This window comes from Streptomyces sp. NPDC014864, from assembly GCF_043081525.1.
Lineage (GTDB): Bacteria > Actinomycetota > Actinomycetes > Streptomycetales > Streptomycetaceae > Streptomyces.
The window spans coordinates 124,745-141,742 of record NZ_JBIBWT010000016.1 but is presented as its reverse complement, the minus strand read 5'-3'; the positions used below and the strand labels follow the sequence as shown (position 1 = coordinate 141,742).

5 protein-coding genes are annotated in these 16,998 nt (G+C 69.8%); 4 read left to right on the top strand and 1 reads right to left on the bottom strand.

All coding sequences use genetic code 11. The annotated features are described in order from the left end of the window. Positions 1-13 precede the first annotated feature (13 nt). A complete protein-coding gene (locus ACF1A5_RS26250) occupies positions 14-3,094 on the top strand; it encodes a pPIWI_RE module domain-containing protein (RefSeq protein ID WP_392195331.1) in 3,081 nt (1,026 codons plus the stop codon). Positions 3,095-3,143: 49 nt separating this feature from the next. On the opposite strand, the gene ACF1A5_RS26245 is transcribed toward ACF1A5_RS26250, so the two are convergent. Then, a complete protein-coding gene (locus ACF1A5_RS26245) occupies positions 3,144-4,124 on the bottom strand; it encodes a serine/threonine-protein kinase (RefSeq protein ID WP_392195330.1) in 981 nt (326 codons plus the stop codon). Between the two features lie 227 nt (positions 4,125-4,351). Here ACF1A5_RS26245 and ACF1A5_RS26240 point away from each other — a divergent pair, with 227 nt between their 5' ends. The 3 genes from ACF1A5_RS26240 (at position 4,352) to ACF1A5_RS26230 (ending at position 16,975) form a co-directional block, all read left to right on the top strand. After that, positions 4,352-9,628 carry a DEAD/DEAH box helicase gene (locus tag ACF1A5_RS26240; protein ID WP_392195329.1) on the top strand — a complete coding sequence of 1,759 codons (5,277 nt, stop codon included), beginning with the start codon at positions 4,352-4,354 and terminating at the stop codon, positions 9,626-9,628. Positions 9,629-9,848: 220 nt separating this feature from the next. Beyond that, on the top strand, positions 9,849-12,836 hold the full coding sequence (locus ACF1A5_RS26235) for a helicase-related protein (RefSeq protein WP_392195328.1): 2,988 nt from the start codon (positions 9,849-9,851) through the stop codon (positions 12,834-12,836). Beyond that, entirely contained in the window at positions 12,833-16,975 is a 4,143-nt protein-coding gene (locus ACF1A5_RS26230; protein ID WP_392195327.1) for an Eco57I restriction-modification methylase domain-containing protein, read from the top strand. The genes ACF1A5_RS26235 and ACF1A5_RS26230 overlap by 4 nt, the downstream gene beginning before the upstream one ends. Positions 16,976-16,998: the final 23 nt, after the last annotated feature.

Below are 16,998 nucleotides of genomic sequence, written 5' to 3'. Positions count from 1 at the left end.
AGGAAGCTCCACCATGCCCGTGAACTACCGTACTGTCCGCACCGCCGCCTGGGTCCCCGTCAACCCTTCGACCACCGTTACCGGGTGCTACCGTGCCCTGCCCTTTCCTGAACAGTGGCGGGACGCGATCCTCGCCCTGTGCAACGCCGGCCGTGACCCGCAGGCGGAGCCGTACCGGACCGTACCCACCCGCCGCCTGGAACAGGTTCTGCAGGCGTTCGCCCCGGACGTCCTCGCCATGCCCCGCCCGCCCTTCCATGAGCGAGGAGCGGAACCGGAGGGCTGGCTGTACGTCTCGGCGGACGCCCCCGACCCGCTGCCCCCGCACGTCCTTACCCCGCTGCTCAACCGCTGGCTGGGTGATCTGCGACCCGAACCGGAGCACCGGCCCCTGCTCAAGGACGTCCGTGCCCAGCTCGCCGAACACCCGCCCGAGTGGGAACCCGTCGAACGCGAACTGCTGGCCTGCGGCCGTAGCCGGGGCGGCACCGCCGCGCCCGCCTCCCACCAGTTCACGCTCACCACGGACTGGCTGGCCCGCCGTGTCCTGGCGCTGGGACCGTACCCGTACGAGGGCGGCCGACTTCATTTCCGCGCCATGCCGCGCGGCCCCAGGGACCAAGGCGCGGAGCTGGTTTCACAGCCACTGCCGTACGAGCCGTCGCCCGGCAAGGGGACCTGGTGGTTCTCCGTCGTCCTCAACATCACCCTGCACACCGTGCCGTTCGACGCCCTGCCCCGTTTCCACCTTCACTGGTCCGTCCGCCGCTGGGCGACCCGCACGTCGCCCGCGACGGGACGGGTGCGACTGCCCTACGGCAGCCGGACCACGGTGCTGCTGCGTCCCCGGGTGCCGGTACTGCCCGGTGTGCCCCTCAGTGAGCGGTACGCCGTCGCCCAGCTGGAACGCCGTTGGGACAAGGAACGCGGCGAGTTCGCCGACGGCTGGGCCTTCGGCGGCCCGGCCCGGCTGCTGCAGGACGTCTCCTTCGGCGAACCGTTCCCCGACGCCGACGCCATCCTGACGGCCCCGGAGGACTGGCTGCGCCGCGACGCACGGGCCGGGATTGTGTACCGCACCGCGATGGGAAGCCACGAGGTCAAGGCCGGCCTGATGCCGAACCAGTGCTCGGAGCTGATGGCCTGGGCGGAGGAGGCCCTGCCCGCCGAGCTGCGCAGGGCACCGGACCTCACGCACACCGCGTTCGCCGGGGCCAAACCCCTCAACGCCCCGCCCGCCAGTGTCCCCAAGGCGGAGCGGGAAGAGCAGGAGAACCGCCGCAGTGCCGAACGGCGGGCGGCGGTGGCGTTCGCCGTCCGGGAGCTCGGTGCCGCACGGACCGGTGACGGCCGGCCGGTGCTGGAGGCGCGGCTGCTGTGGCAGTCGTCCGCGATGCGGGACGCGGCCCTCGCCGCGCTCGCCACACGGCTCGGCCTCAAGGGCGACGGCGGATCCTTCACCGAGCAGGAGTACGACGCCGGCGACCCGGGCCGCCCGGTGGTGCACGAGTGGCAGGCGCAGGAACTCACCGTCCGCGTGCGGTGCCTGCGGCCCGTCGTGCGCCATGACGACGGCACCGGGCACGCGCTGACCGCGGGCCTCGACCTCCCGGAGGGCGTGCGCCGTACCCGGGACACGGTCACCGCGGCAGTGGCGGAACGCCGAGCCGAGACGGCGCAGTGGCTGGCCGGGGACCGCACCGGGGACGTCCCCGCTCTGGCCCTGGTTGAGATCGACCGTCCCGACGATTTCGCCTCCCGCGACCACGACCCCAAGTTCGCCCTGCGGCTCGGCTGCGCCGACGCCGGCTTCGTCACCCAGTTCGTTGCGCTGCCCAAGAAGACCAAGGGATACAACTCCCTGGGCAACATGGAGCACCGGGCCCTGATGGCCTGGGACGACGGACTGCGGCAGCTGGGCGCCCGGGTCCATCCCGAGCACGGCATCGAGCGCGGTATTCCGCAGGGGATGCGCTACGCCGCGGTCTGGATGGTCCGCAAGAACCACACCGCACGCAACCGCTGGACCGCCGATGCCCCGGTCGCCGTCCTGGTCACCCCGCAGGCACCTGGCAGCGGTCTGGCCCGGGTACAGGGCTGGGACCCGGATGCCGACGACGGCGCCGGGGCGTGGGTTCCGTACCCGGTCATGCTGCTCAGGCTCACCCGTCTCGCCGAGGTGCGGTCGCCTGTGCCGGCTCCGCGCGCGGAGGGCGAGGCGGTGCCCGCCGGGCGCCGCCGCGGCTGGCGAGCCGACCGCGAGGAGCAGCGGCGCGTCGCAGAGGAGTGGTTGCAGAAGGTACGTGCGTCGCTGCGCCGCCGACCCACGATGCTGCTGGTCGACGCGCAGAACGCCCGGTCGCACTGGACCTGGCTCCAGGACGGCCGTACGGAGCCGGATCGCATCCGCGACGGCCACGCCGAGGCTCGGCGGCTCGCTCCTGACCTGCGACTGGTGCGCGTGCGTACGGGCAAGGGCCGGGAGACCGCACAGTGGTGGGGCCTGAACCCCAAGGACGGGCCCAACGGCATCCCAGCACACCTGTGGATCCCGGAAGGGTACGGGACAGGTCGAATCTTCTACAGCACCACCCCCAAACCGGTTCAGTTCAGTACCTCGGCGGTGGAGGCGGACAAACTGGCACCACGTCCGATCCGGATGGGCAGGCGCAAGGGGGAGCCGACCATTGACACGGGGGTGGTGGGCTGGACGCCGGCCCTGGTCGAACTGGCCGTCCTCGGCTGCCATACCGAAGACGGCGACGAGCCGCAGGCCCTTGCCCTCGCCGCCCACCTGCTGCGCCAGCCCCCCGACTACCCCCAGGCGCTCGCTCTGCCGCTGCCCCTGCACCTGGCGGGCCTGGGGCAGCAATACGTCTTGCCCACGCGACCCGAAGAGGGAGCCGACTCGGTGGACGGAGGGGAAGCCCTGGCGGAAGGCGCACAGGTTCCTGCCGTTCCGCCGGAGGAGGAGAGCGCGGATGCCGTGGCGGATCCCGATCCGGCCACGACGGCGTCAGCGGGTCTCGCGCTCGAACCGGAGCTGCCCGACCCCGGCGACGGGGATGAGCAGTTGGTGCTGTTCGGTTTCTGATCGGACGCCGTCGGCTAGAGTGCGCGGTCCGGCCGGCCTTCGCGCACAGTCAGCGTGCCGGCCCGCGCCTTGGTCGGCCGACCGCCCGTGCCCAGGCCCGCACCGGCCGCGCGTCCGGGCCCATCGGGTGGGTGAAGGGCCGCAGCGGGTCCACCTCCGCCCACGGCACCAGCGCTTCTTCGGGCGCGCGACGCGCCGGTAACCACGCGGCGAGGCGCCGCCACACCTCGCCCGCGTGGACGGGCCGTTCGTCGGGTTCCTTGGCCAGCAACTGAAGCACGAGTCCCTCGAGCGCGGTGGGAATCCCGCCGCGCAGCTCCCGGAGCGGCACGGGCGACTTTTCCAGGATCATGCCGGGCAGCATCAGTTCCGACTCGTGGGCGAAGACGGGCTCGCCCGTCAGCATCGCGTAGAGCAGGCAGCCGAGTGCGTACAGGTCCGTACGCGCGTCGACCGGCCGTCCCCTGATCTGCTCCGGCGCCATGCACTCCAGGCTTCCGGGGCGTTCACCGGTGGTGGTGAGAGACGTCGAGTCCGGATCGAGGAAGGCGGCGACACCGAAGTCCAGGACCTTCACCACCCCGTCCGTGCGGATGACAACGTTGCTGCCCTTGAGGTCCCGGTGTACGACGTCGCGGGCATGCACGGAGCCGAGGACGGAGGCGATCTGCACGCCGATCGAGGCGGTCTCCTCGACGGAGAGCAGGCCTTCTTCGGCGATGCGGTCGTCCAGTGCCGGCCCGAGCACGTACTGCATCACGAGGAAACGGGTGCCGTTCTCCTCGCCGAGGTCGTAGACGGTCGCCAACCCGGGGTGGTCGAGCCGGGCGACGGCCTGGGCCTCGCGGAGGAACCGCTCGGCGTCCCGGGCGCGTTGCTCCTCGGTGAGGGCCGAATCGACGTTCATGGTCTTCAGCGCCACGTCGCGGCCGAGGTTCTCGTCATGCGCGAGCCAGACGACGCCCATGCCGCCCCGGCCGATGAGGTTCTTGATCCGGTATCTGCCGGCGATCAGCGATCCCGTGTTCATGCGCGGTGTGGCCCCGTCCCCTCCGTCGCCCTGAGGCCCCCTGCCCCGGGCGGTCGTCAGGGGAAGTGTGGCATGAGAGCGACTGCCCCGCATCGAGCGAGGATGACGTATGCGTTGACTGTGTTCACACTCAACTGATTCAATGGAGTTGAGGGAGGGGCGGGCCTGCTCATGCCTTCACCCGTTACGGTGACGTGTGGATCGCGTCGGGAAAAAGTGAGGAACATGTGGACGTCTTCGGGGTGCACCGCCGACTTATCCAGGACTACAAGGAGTACACGTCCGGGTCGGTAGTGATCGACGATCCGCGCATCGGGGAGAAGGTCTCCAAGTCCCTCGCCGACGGCGATCAGTGGCCCGATCCCTGGCTCTCCCTGAATCCGAGCTTCGAGCGGGGCGGCACCGTCGACCACCTCGCCGACGACCTGGGTCTCCTGCACCCCGAGTGCAAGCGCATCTTCCGCGTCGGCAAGGACAAGCCGGACGCGACCGTCCGCCCCATCACCTTCCACCGCCACCAGTACGACGCCATCGAGGCCGCCGCCTCCCGGCAGTCCTACGTCCTCACCACCGGTACCGGGTCCGGCAAGAGCCTTGGCTACATCGTGCCCATCGTCGACCGCGTCCTGCGCGACAAGGACGCCGGAGCGCCCCCCGGCATCAAGGCGATCATCGTCTATCCGATGAACGCCCTGGCCAACAGTCAGATGGGCGAGCTGAAGAAGTTCCTCACCGCCGGCTACGGCGAACGTGAGGAGCCGGTGACGTACGCCCGCTACACCGGCCAGGAGAAGCAGGCCGACAAGGACGCGGTGCTCGACAACCCGCCGGACATCCTGCTCACCAACTACGTGATGCTGGAACTGATGCTCACCCGGCCCGAGGAGCGCAAGCGCCTCATCGGCCGGGCAAAGGGCCTGCGCTTCCTCGTCCTCGATGAGTTGCACACCTACCGCGGCCGGCAGGGTGCCGATGTCGCCGTGCTGGTGCGGCGCGTGCGTGAGGCGTGCGAGTCGCCCGACCTCCAGTGCGTCGGCACGTCTGCCACCATGGCCACCGACGGCACCCCGGCCGCCCGCCGCCTTGCCGTCGCCGACGTCGCCTCCACGCTGTTCGACACGGAGATCCTCCCGGAGCGAGTGGTGGGGGAGACGCTGGTCCGGGCGACCGGCGACGCCGCTCCCAGCTCCGCCGAACTCGCCGCCCGCGTAAGGGAGAACAACCCGCCACAGGAGTACGCGGCACTCGCCGCCGACCCGCTGGCCTGCTGGATCGAAACCACGTTCGGTCTTACCAAGGTCACCGACGAAGACGGTACGGAACTGCTCGTCCGTGCCGATCCCGTCACCGTGGAACTCGCCGCCCGCGCCCTGCGCGAAAAGGCCTTCCACATCCCGAAGAAGGCGCCCGACGACGAGCCGTACACCGCCTGCATGAACGCCATCCGCGCCACCTTGCAGGCCGGTTCGCAGGCCCATGACCCGGAGACCGACCGGCCCCTGTTCGCCTTCCGGCTGCACCAGTTCCTCTCCAAGGGCGGCTCGGCGTACGTGTCCCTGGAGCCGGCCGAGAGTCGCTACATCACCCGCACCTACCAGCAGCGGGTGCCCGGGCAACCGGAGAAGCTGCTTCTCCCGCTGTCCTTCTGCCGCGAATGCGGCCAGGAATACCTGACCGTGGCCCGGGACCAACGCGACGACGGCACGGTGGCCTTCCGCACACGCGAAGACGAGGACGACGACCAGGGATACCTCTACGTCTCCGCCACCAACCCCTGGCCCGAGCATCTGGGCGACGCCGTCGAGCAGCGCCGCTTCCCCGACAGCTGGCTCACCCTCGACCCGAAGAAGGCAACGACCGTCCTCAACGCGAGCCGCAGAAAGCGCGCGCCCCAGCCGGTGTGGGTGCGGCCCGACGGCGAAACCGTGGACAAGGGCCACAAGGACGGCCTGTACGCGGCCTATCTGCCCGCCCCGTTCCTGTTCTGCCTGGAGTGCGGGGTCAGCTACGAGGAGGTGCGGGAGCGTGACTTCGCCAAGCTGATGACGCTCGACCAGGAGGGCCGCTCCACGGCCACGTCCGTCGTCAGCGCCTCCATCGTGCGTCACCTCAAGGGGCTTCCCGAGAAAGAACTCGGCAAGGATGCGCGCAAGTTGCTCACCTTCGTCGACAACCGGCAGGACGCCAGCCTGCAGTCCGGGCACTTCAATGACTTCGTGATGGTCACCCAGCTGCGTGGTGCGCTGTACCGCGCCATGCAGGAGGCGGGGAAGAAGGGGCTGCGCTGGAAGCGGCTCGGCGAGGAGGTCGTGGAGGCCATGGGACTGGCCCCGCACGAGTACGCCAACAACCCCACCGAGGTGACGGCGCTCGCCGAGGAGACCCGGGACGCGCTGGCCCAGATCGCCGAGTACCGGCTCTTCCTGGACCTGGAGCGCGGCTGGCGGGTCACCATGCCCAACCTGGAGCAGACCGGCCTCCTCGGCCTGGAGTACGCCGGTCTCGACGAAATCGCCGAGGATGAGGAGCGCTGGCAGCGGGCCGCGGGCCCGCTGCGCACCGCCACCCCCGCCACCCGCCTCGACCTCGCCGGGGTCCTCATGGACGAGCTGCGCCGCCAGCGGGCCGTCGACACGCCGTACTTCACCGAGGCCAAGTTCAACGAGCTGCGCAAGGAGTCGGCGAAGCTCAACGACGCCTGGGGAATCGCCGACACCGAGGCCGCTCCCCCCGCTCCGACCATCGCCCTGCCGCGTGCGGGGCGGCCGGGCCGCCGCCGCAGCGAGAAGAACCTCACCGGCCGGGGTGCCTTCGGCCGCTTCGTGCGCAAGCCGGGGACCTTCCCCGACTGGCGGCACGACCTCTCCCTCGCCGACGCCCAGGACGTCATCACCGACCTGCTCGACGTCCTCGCCGACGGCGGTGTCCTCACCCGCGTCACGCAGGGCCGGAACGAGGAGCCCGGTTACCGGATCAACCACACCGTGATCCGCTGGCACGCCCGCGACGACGACCACGGCACGGTGGACCGGCTCCGCCGCACCTACCGCACCGGACGGGGGCCCCGCGTCAACGCCTTCTTCAAGGGCCTCTACAAGGACGTAGCCGGTACCTTCGCCGGCCTGCACGCGGCCGAGCACACCGCCCAGGTCCATCCCGACATCCGCGAGGAGCGGGAACGCCTGTTCAGCAAGGGAGCCCCGCTGCCCGTGCTGTACTGCTCGCCGACGATGGAACTGGGCGTCGACATCGCCAGCCTCAACTCGGTCAACCTGCGCAACGTACCGCCGACCCCCGCCAACTACGCCCAGCGTTCGGGCCGTGCGGGCCGCTCCGGTCAGCCCGCGCTGGTCACCACGTACTGCGCCACCGGCAACTCCCACGACCAGTACTACTTCACCCGCTCCGAGCAGATGGTCGCCGGCACCGTCGCCCCGCCGCGCCTGGACCTGGCCAACGAGGATCTGCTCGCCTCGCACGTGCACGCCATCTGGCTCGCCGAGACCGGCCTGGAACTGGGTCGCTCCATGACGAAGATCATCGCCGCGGACGGAAAGACCCCCTCCCTGGCCCTGCTGCCCGAGGTGCGCGAGCAGATCGCCAACAAGAGGGCGCAAGCACGAGCCCTGGGCCGTGCCCGTACCGTCCTTGCCGGCTGCGCCGACACACTGAGGGACACCTCGTGGTGGCACGAGCGGTGGCTGGAGGACACCGTCAGTGGCGCTCCGGGCGCCTTCGACCGCGCCTGCGGCCGCTGGCGCACCCTGTACCAGAAGGCGCTGGAGGAGCGTGAGCTGCAGCACGACAACATCCGCAACCGTACGGCGACCGGCCGCTCCCAGCAGCAGGCCGTACGCCGCCGCGCCCAGGCGGAGAACCAGATCGCGCTCCTTGAGAACCGCCAGGGCGGCGAGCGCACGGTACTGTCCGACTTCTACCCGTACCGCTACTTCGCCTCCGAGGGCTTCCTGCCCGGCTACTCCTTCCCCAGGCTGCCGCTGGCCGCGTACATCCCCGGCACCGGGCGCACCAGCCGTGGCTACGACGGTGACTACCTCCAGCGGTCCCGTTTCATCGCGATCCGCGAATTCGGCCCCGGCGCACTGATCTACCACGAGGGCAGCCGCTTCAAGGTGAACCGGGTCCAGCTGCCCCCGGACAGCTCCGGCGAGCTGACCACCGACAGCGCCAAGGTGTGCCAGAGCTGTGGCTACCTGTCGCCTGAGGACCAGCGCGAGGACACCTGCCCCGGCTGCCGGGGCACGCTCGGGGACTCCCGCACCGGTCTGCTGCAGCTGCACACCGTCTTCACCCAGCGCCGCGACCGGATCTCCTCCGACGAGGAGGAGCGCCAGCGCACCGGCTACGCCGTGGAGATCTCCTACCGGTTCAAGAAGCACGAGGACGGCCGCGACGGCTCCCTGCGGGCCGAGGCCAAGACCGCGGCCGGCCGGCTCCTCGCCCACCTCGCCTACGGCGACAGCGCCACGGTCCGGCTCACCAACCTCGGCTACCGCCGCTCGGTCGCCAAGGGCGAGATCGGCTTCTGGATCGACCCGGTCACGGGGGAGTGGCTGGCCGGCTCCACCGGCGCCAAGGACACGGGCACAGCCGGCCGGGAGACCCCTGAGGAGCAGGAGGGCCTGGCCGACGCCGACAAGGTGCAGCGCAAGATCCCCGTCATCCCCTACGTCCAGGACACCCGAAACATCCTCGTGCTCCAGCTCGCCGCCCCTGTCGACCGGGACACCGCGATCACCCTCCAGTACGCGCTGGAGCGGGGCATCGAGGCCGAGTTCCAGCTGGAGGACTCCGAGCTGGACACCTGGGAGCTGCCGCCGCAGGACGGCCCCCGCGAGCGGCTGCTGTTCATCGAGAGCGCCGAGGGCGGCGCGGGCGTCCTGCGCCGGCTGCAGGCCGAGCCCGACGCGCTGGCCCGCGCCGCCCGCCGAGCCCTGGAGATCGCGCACTACGACCAGGAGGGCCGCGACCGGGGTGCCGAGAAGTCCAACGGTGACCCCTGCGAGAAGGGCTGCTACCACTGCCTGCTCTCCTTCGGTAACCAGCGCCACCACCGGGCGATCGACCGCCGTCTGGTCCGCGACCTGCTGATGGAACTCAAGGGCGGTTCGGTCGGCGGTGGCCACGTCGGCCGCACCCGCGACGAGCACGCCGACGCGCTCATCAAGGGCGCCGACTCCTCCCTGGAGGAGCGGTTCATCGCCTACCTGCGCACCCACGGCCACCATCTGCCGCAGCACCAGCAGACGAAGGTGAGCACGGCCCTGTCCAAGCCGGACTTCGTCTACGACACCGGCTACGGGCCGGTCGCGGTGTTCGTCGACGGTCCGCACCACGACCACGCAGAGACGACGCTGCGCGACGAGGAAGCCGCCGAGCGGCTGAAGGAGATCGGCTGGGAGGTCATCCGCATCCGGTACGACGACGACTGGGCCAAGGCCGTCGCCGAGTACCCTTCTGTGTTCGGCGAGGCTCGCCGCTGACCTGCGGTGGGGCGGATCCGTACCCGGTCCGCCCCACCGGGGTCCGCGCGGGCCTCACCTGCCGTGCATCAGGGCGGCGCAGCACGCGCCGCCCTGTCCGGCCTCCGCCTGCCCGCCTGCCCGCCTGCCCGCTCCCGTCGAACCGCCCCGCCCGTCACCTCTTCTCCCGCCGTCCGCCGGCCCGACCGCAGCCCGCCCGCCCCGACCCCGGAAGGCACCCATGACCACCGCCGCCCAGCCGACCCCGCAGCAGTACGCGGTCGGCTCCCTTGTCCACGCCCGGGGCCGTGAGTGGGTCGTACTGCCGGACTCCACGCGGGACCTCCTCGTCCTGCGCCCCCTCGGCGGCGCCGACGACGACATCGCGGGTGTCCTGCCCGGCCTGGAGCGGGTGGTCCCCGCCACCTTCGCCCCGCCCACCCCGTCCGACCTGGGCGACCAGCAGGCCGCCGGGCTGCTGCGCACCGCCCTGCGCATCGGTTTCCGCTCCGGCGCGGGCCCCTTCCGCTCGCTCGCCTCGGTCTCCGTGGACCCCCGCCCGTACCAGCTGGTGCCGCTGCTGATGGCGCTGCGCCAGGACACCGTCCGGCTGCTGATCGCCGACGACGTCGGTATCGGCAAGACGGTGGAGGCCGGGCTGGTCGCCGCAGAGCTGCTGGCCCAGGGCGACGCCCGCGGCCTGGTCGTGCTGTGCTCGCCGGCCCTGGCCGAGCAGTGGCGGGCCGAGCTGCACAGCAAGTTCGGCGTGGACGCCCGGCTCGTGCTGCCGTCCACGATCGGCAGGCTGCTGCGCGAGACGCCGTACGGACATTCGGTGTTTCGTCCCGACGGCGCCTACGTCGTCTCCACCGACTTCATCAAGTCGCCCCGCCACCGCGAGGACTTCCTGAACAACTGTCCTGACCTGGTGATCGTCGACGAGGCGCACTCCTGCGTCGCCGACACAGCGATCGGTGCCTCCGCCCGCACCTCCCAGCAGCGGTACTCCCTGCTGCGTGCCCTCGCCGACCGGCCGGACCGCCACCTGCTGCTGGTCACCGCCACCCCGCACAGCGGCAAGGAGGAGCCCTTCCGCCGCCTGCTCGGTCTGCTCGACGAGCGCCTCGCCACGGTGAGCCTGGACACGGAGGCGGGCCGCCGGCTGCTCGCGGAGTTCTTCGTGCAGCGCCGCCGCGCCGACATCCGTGAGGACTTCGGCGACGGCGCGCACTTCCCCTCCTCCCGCGACACCGCCGAGTGCCCGTACACCCTGCACCGCGACTACAAGAAGCTCCTCGACGAGGTGCTGGCGTACGCCCGCGAGACCGTCCGCGCCGCCGACGGAGCCCTCCAGCAGCGTCAGCGCTGGTGGTCCACCCTCGCCCTGCTGCGCACCCTGTCCTCCTCCCCGGCCGCCGCCGTGCAGTCCCTGAACACCCGGGCCGGTGTCGAGGAGGCCGCCTCACCGGAGGAGGCCGACCGTACCGGTGAGCGCACCGTCTCCGACCCGGCCGACAGCGAGGGCGCGGAGTCGGCCGACGCGGTGCCCGGCACCCGGCTGCCCGCCGCGGCGGAGACGGCCGAGGGTTCCGGTCCCGACGATGCCTCCGGCACCACGGAGGGCGACGAGGAGAAGGCCCGTCTGATCACCATGGCCGAGGCGGCCAGGCGTCTTGAGGGCCCCACCCGCGACACCAAGCTCAAGAAGCTGATCGCCACCGTCACCGACCTGCTCGACGAGGGCTACCGGCCCATCGTCTTCTGCCGCTACATCGCGACCGCCGACTACATCGCCAAGCACTTCGCCAAGACTCTCAACAAGAAGGGCGCCGAGCACCCGGTCGCCGTGGCGTCCGTCACCGGTGAACTCTCGCCCGACCAGCGGGTCGCCCGCATTGCCGAGCTGACCGGCGCCGACGAGGACGGCAACCCGCCGGCCGAGCGCCGTGTCCTGGTCGCCACCGACTGCCTGTCCGAGGGCGTGAACCTCCAGGAGTCCTTCGACGCCGTCGTCCACTACGACCTCGCCTGGAACCCCACCCGGCACGAGCAGCGCGAGGGCCGCGTCGACCGCTTCGGCCAGCGCACCGACGTCGTGAAGGCGCTCACCCTGTACGGCGCCGACAACCCGGTCGACGGCATCGTCCTGAACGTCCTGCTGCGCAAGCACGAACGTATCCGCCGCGTCACCGGCATCTCGGTGCCCGTGCCGCAGGAGTCCGAGAGCGCCATGCAGGCCGTCTTCGAGGGTCTGATCCTGCGCGGGGAGAAGCCGGCCTACGAGCAGGAGGGACTGTTCCCGCAGGAGGAGGCGGCCGCCGCCGAGCAGCTGGAGATCGCCTGGCAGTCCTCCGCCGAGCGTGAGAAGCGCAACCGCTCCCGCTACGCGCAGCACCGCATCAGGAAGGACGAGGTGGCGGCCGAGGTTGCCGAGATCCGTGCCGCGCTCGGCACCGGCGAGGAGGTGCGCGACTTCACGCGCCGCGCCCTGGCGGCCCTGCGCGGCATGCCCGCCCCGACGAAGCAGGGCGGCTTCACCGTCCGCACCGACGCCCTCCCGCGCGGTCTGCGCGACGCCATCTCCGCCGCGCTCGGCCCCCGCCACCCCCGCCCGATCGTCTTCCACGACGCCCCGAGCGCCCCGCGAGGCGAGGCCGCCCTCACCCGCACCGACCCGGTGGTCACCGCCACCGCCCGGTTCGTGCTCGACGCGGCCCTCGACGACGCCGACAAGGTTCCGCAGGAGCAGCGTCCGGCCCGCCGCTGCGGTGTCGTCCGCACCAAGGCGGTCGCCCGTCCCACCACCCTCCTGCTGGTCCGCCACCGCTTCCAGCTCAACCTGCCGACGCGCAAGGGCGGGACGGTCGAGCGGCTCGCCGAGGACGCCCGGGTGGTCGCCTTCCAGGGCAGCGCCACCGCCCCCGAATGGCTGCCCGAGGACGAGGCACTGGCCCTCCTGGACGCTCGTGCCGCCGGGAACACCGACCCCAAGTTCGCGGTCGGGCACATCGAGGAGATCCTCGCCGCCCTGCACACCGTCCTGATGCCCGCACTACGGCTGCGGTCGGCCGAACTGGGGAAGCGGCTTGAGGACTCCCACCACCGGGTCCGCACCGCCTCCCAGGCCCGCCGGCAGGGACTGAAGGTCCTTCCGCAGGGCGACCCCGACGTCCTCGGTGTCTACCACTACCGCCCGGTCGCGTCGATCATCCAGGGAGCGGACGCATGAGCCTCGCCAGGACCCTCGTCACCGACACCGTCGCCACCGTCGGCGGCCTGCTTCCGTACGACCTCCTGGTACGGATCAAGGAGGGCAAGGAGCAGACCGGCTCCAAGCCCGCCGACTACCGCCTCTACGCCAAGGGTGACTCGGTTCGGGACGCCGCCGAACGCTCCTGGGGCTACCTGCGCGGCGTGTGGACCGCCTACCAGGACGCCCTGGCCCGCGACGGCGCCGACGCCGACCCCGGCGTCCACGCGGTCGGTCTGACCACCGAACGCTGGCTGCTGCCACTCTTCGAGCAGCTCGGCTTCGGCGCACTCGCCCCCGTGCCCGCCCCCGGCCTGCGCTCCCGCGACGGCGAGAAGGACTTCGACGTCAGCCACCACTGGGCGCACGTGCCCGTGCACCTCACCGGCTGGAACGTCCCCCTCGATCAACGCACCCCGGAACTGGCCAAGCAGATCCCGCAGTCGATGGTCCAGGAGTACCTCAACCGCTCCGCGGACTCCACCCTGTGGGGCGTGCTCTCCAACGGCCGGCAGCTGCGCCTGCTGCGCGAGTCCGCCTCCCTCACCGGCGCCGCGTTCATCGAGTTCGACCTCCAGGCGATCTTCGAGGGCGACCGCTCCGACGACTTCGTGCTGCTGTGGCGGCTGCTGCACCGCACCCGCTTCGAGCCCCGCGCCGAGGGTGAGCCGGCCGCGACCTGCCCGTTGGAGAAGTGGCGCACCGAGGCCATCGACAGCGGCACCCGCGCCCTGAAGGAACTCCGCAAAGGCGTCGAGAAGGCCCTCGTCGCCATCGGCAACGGTCTCATCGCCCACCCCGACAACACAGCCTTGTGCGACGCCTTGCGCACCCGCGAGAAGAACGTCCGCGACCACCTCCACCCGGCGCTGCTCCGCCTCGCGTACCGTCTGCTGTTCCTCTTCGTCACCGAGGACCGCGACCTGCTGCTGCACCCCGAGGCGACGGCCACCGCCCGGGAGACCTACGAGAAGTACTTCTCCACGGCCCGCCTGCGCCGTCTCGCCCGCCGCACCGGCACCCTCCACGGCGACCAGTGGCACGCCCTGAACCTGGTCGTGAAGGGCCTCGGCACCCCCGGGGGCCGTCCCGAACTGGGTCTGCCCGCCCTCGGCGGCCTGTTCGAGCCGACGGAGACGGACGAGATCCTGGAGGGTCTCAGCCTCTCCAACCAGGCCCTGTACGAGGCCGTACGCGCCCTGTCCGTGGTCAACGACGTCAAGCTGGGCCGACCTCGCAAGGTCGACTACCGCCACCTCGGCGCGGACGAACTCGGCTCGGTCTACGAGTCGCTGCTGGAGCTGGAGCCGCGTGTGGACGACGCCGGGAAGTACGTCCTCGCCAAGCTCGACGGCAACGACCGCAAGACCTCTGGCTCCTACTACACCCCGTCCCCGCTCATCGACTGCCTCCTCAACTCCACGCTCGACCCGCTCATCGACCAGGCCGTCCGCTCCGGCACGACGCCGAAGGAGCGCGAGGACGCCCTGCTCGCCCTCACGGTCTGCGACCCCGCCTGCGGTTCGGGGCACTTCCTGGTCGCCGCCGCCCGCCGCATCGCCCGCCGCCTCGCCGAGATCCGCAAGGACGACCCCGAGCCCAGCGCCGAGGACGTACGACACGCCCTGCGCGACGTCGTCTCCCGCTGCGTCTACGGCGTCGACCTCAACCGCATGGCCGTCGAACTGGCCAAGGTCTCCCTGTGGATCGAGGCCATGGAGCCGGGCCGGCCCCTCACCTTCCTCGACGCCCACATCAAGCACGGCAACGGCTTGCTCGGCACGACCCCGAAGCTGCTGGCCGGCGGCCTGCCCGACGACGCGTTCAAGCCGCTGGAGGGCGACGACGGCAAGCATGTCCGCGACCTGAAGAAGCGGAACGCCTCGGAGCGTGCCGCCTGGCAGATGGCGCTGAAGATGGGCGCGAGGCAGGGTGAGCTGTTCTCGAAGGAAGGGCTTGTTCTCGACTCCAACACGGAGTTCGGCCAGAAGCTGTCGGCGATCACCGGCACCGAGTCGCTGGAACTGAAGGACGTCCAGGACCAGGCCCGCGAGTACCGCGCACTGACCACCTCCCGCGACTACATCCGGGCCCTGGAACTGGCGGACGCGTGGTGTGCGGCGTTCGTCTGGAAGAAGACGAAGACGGCGACGCCGCCCGCGCTGACGACCAAGTCCCTCCTCATGCTCCACTCCGAGGACGGCGGCGCGAGCCTCCCGCACGGCACGCTAAAGGAGCTGGCACGGCTGCGGGAGGAGTACCACTTCTTCCACTGGCACCTGGAGTTCCCCGAGGTCTTCCGCGTCCCGGCGGACCCGGACGCGCGGGGTGTGGACGAGCGCACGGGGTGGCAGGGCGGGTTCAGCTGCGTGCTGGGGAATCCGCCGTGGGAGACCCTTGAGTTCAAGACGGAGGAGTACTTCGCCACAAGCGCCCCTGAGATTGCTGATGCTCCGAGCCAGGCGACACGGCAGATCTTGACTGACAAACTCGCGGAGAGCGAAGAGGAGACGGACCGGGAGTTGTACGACAAGTACGTCGCCGACAAGCGGCAATCAGACGGTTACTCCCATCTCGCGCGCTGGTCAGGGCGATTCCCGCTTTCCGCACGCGGTAAACTGAATACGTATCCGCTATTTGCCGAGGCTGCTTCCCAAGGGATCGCGCCGCAAGGGCGGTATGGTTTGGTCCTGCCCACAGGGATTGCGACTGATGGTGCGACTTCTGTGTTTTTCTCCGATGTAGTTCGATCATCAAGACTTGTTTCATTCATGGAATTTGATAACGAAGCGTATCTGCTCAGCAGGGACGTGCATCACGATACTAGATTCTGTCTGATGACTGTGGTGGGGCGGGGCGGGAAGTCAACTCGTGCCGCTTTCGCTTTCCGTGTGCGCAGGATGGAGGACCTGTCTGGGTTGTTGTATGAAATGCCGGCAGATGAGATTTTGGCGGTCAACCCGAATTCTGGGACATTGCCCGTATTCAGATCTCGCCGTGATGCCGAGATCACTCTGGAGGCCTACAGGAGAACTTCGATACTGAAGTTCGGTGAAAAGTGGGAAGGCAATCCCTGGGGGCTGCGATTTCGGCAAGGTCTGTTCAACATTTCGACCGCCTCGGCCATCTTTAAGTCGCGGCAGCAATTGGTAGATGAGGGTTGGTGTGAAAGGGATGGTGTATTTTCGGATGTAGAGGGGAAGAGGTATCTGCCTCTGCGCGTTGCTAAGATGATCCATCAGTTCGATGATCGCTTTGGAACGTATGCTGGCCAGACCGAGGCCCAGGCCAGGATGGGCAACCTTCCGAGTGTCACGGATGAACAGCATGAGGATCCTGACTATGTTCCGCTTCCAGCGGTGTGGGCCCCCGAATTCGATGTCCCGACTGGCGAAGTGGATAATCGGGGAAATCCTGTCAAGGTGGCCGGTGTTAGTGCGCTGCTTCGCGACAAAGACTGGCACAGGGAATGGCTCATGGGGTGGCGAGATGTGACTAATGCGGCGAATGAGCGGACTGTCATCCTCTCGGTTCTGCCGCGTCATGCCGTGGGGCACACTCTCCCGCTGATGTTCCCTCGATCGGCATCAGATGCCGCTGTCCTGCTTGCCTGTCTTAACTCGTTCCCTTTGGACTATTTCGCCCGCCAGAAAATCTCTGGAAAGCATCTAACCTACGGTTACCTGTATCAATTGCCCGTTTTGGCACCGAATGAGGTGCCAAAACTTGGTGCTTGGGTTAGCGATCCAAGAGGCTGGATTGAGCGGCGAGTCGTGGAACTGGCGTACAATAGCCGTTTCTTGGCGCCGTTCGCAAAGGATCTTGGCTTCCAGGGGCGCCCTTTCCGGTGGAATAGGGATAGGCGGGCTGCTGTCCGGGCCGAACTGGACGCTCTTTTCTTTCATTTCTATGGTGTCAGTCGTAGAGATGTGTCCTACGTCATGGACACGTTCAACATCGTAAAAAGGGCAGAAGAGGCTGCCTTCGGTGGCGTCTACCGCACCAAGGAGCTCATCCTCGATATCTACGACCGTATGGCCGATGCCCAGGCCGCCAGCGGCGAGTACCGGACCGTACTGGACCCGCCGCCGGGGGAAGGGCCGCGCCACGAGGCCTGAGTGGCGTGATCTCAGGTGGGTCG

Coding starts and splice junctions, on each gene's coding strand:
- ACF1A5_RS26245 (WP_392195330.1), bottom strand. CDS start 4,124: ATGAACACGGGATCGCTGATCGCCGGCAGATACCGGATCAAGAACCTC.
- ACF1A5_RS26230 (WP_392195327.1), top strand. CDS start 12,833: ATGAGCCTCGCCAGGACCCTCGTCACCGACACCGTCGCCACCGTCGGC.
- ACF1A5_RS26250 (WP_392195331.1), top strand. CDS start 14: ATGCCCGTGAACTACCGTACTGTCCGCACCGCCGCCTGGGTCCCCGTC.
- ACF1A5_RS26235 (WP_392195328.1), top strand. CDS start 9,849: ATGACCACCGCCGCCCAGCCGACCCCGCAGCAGTACGCGGTCGGCTCC.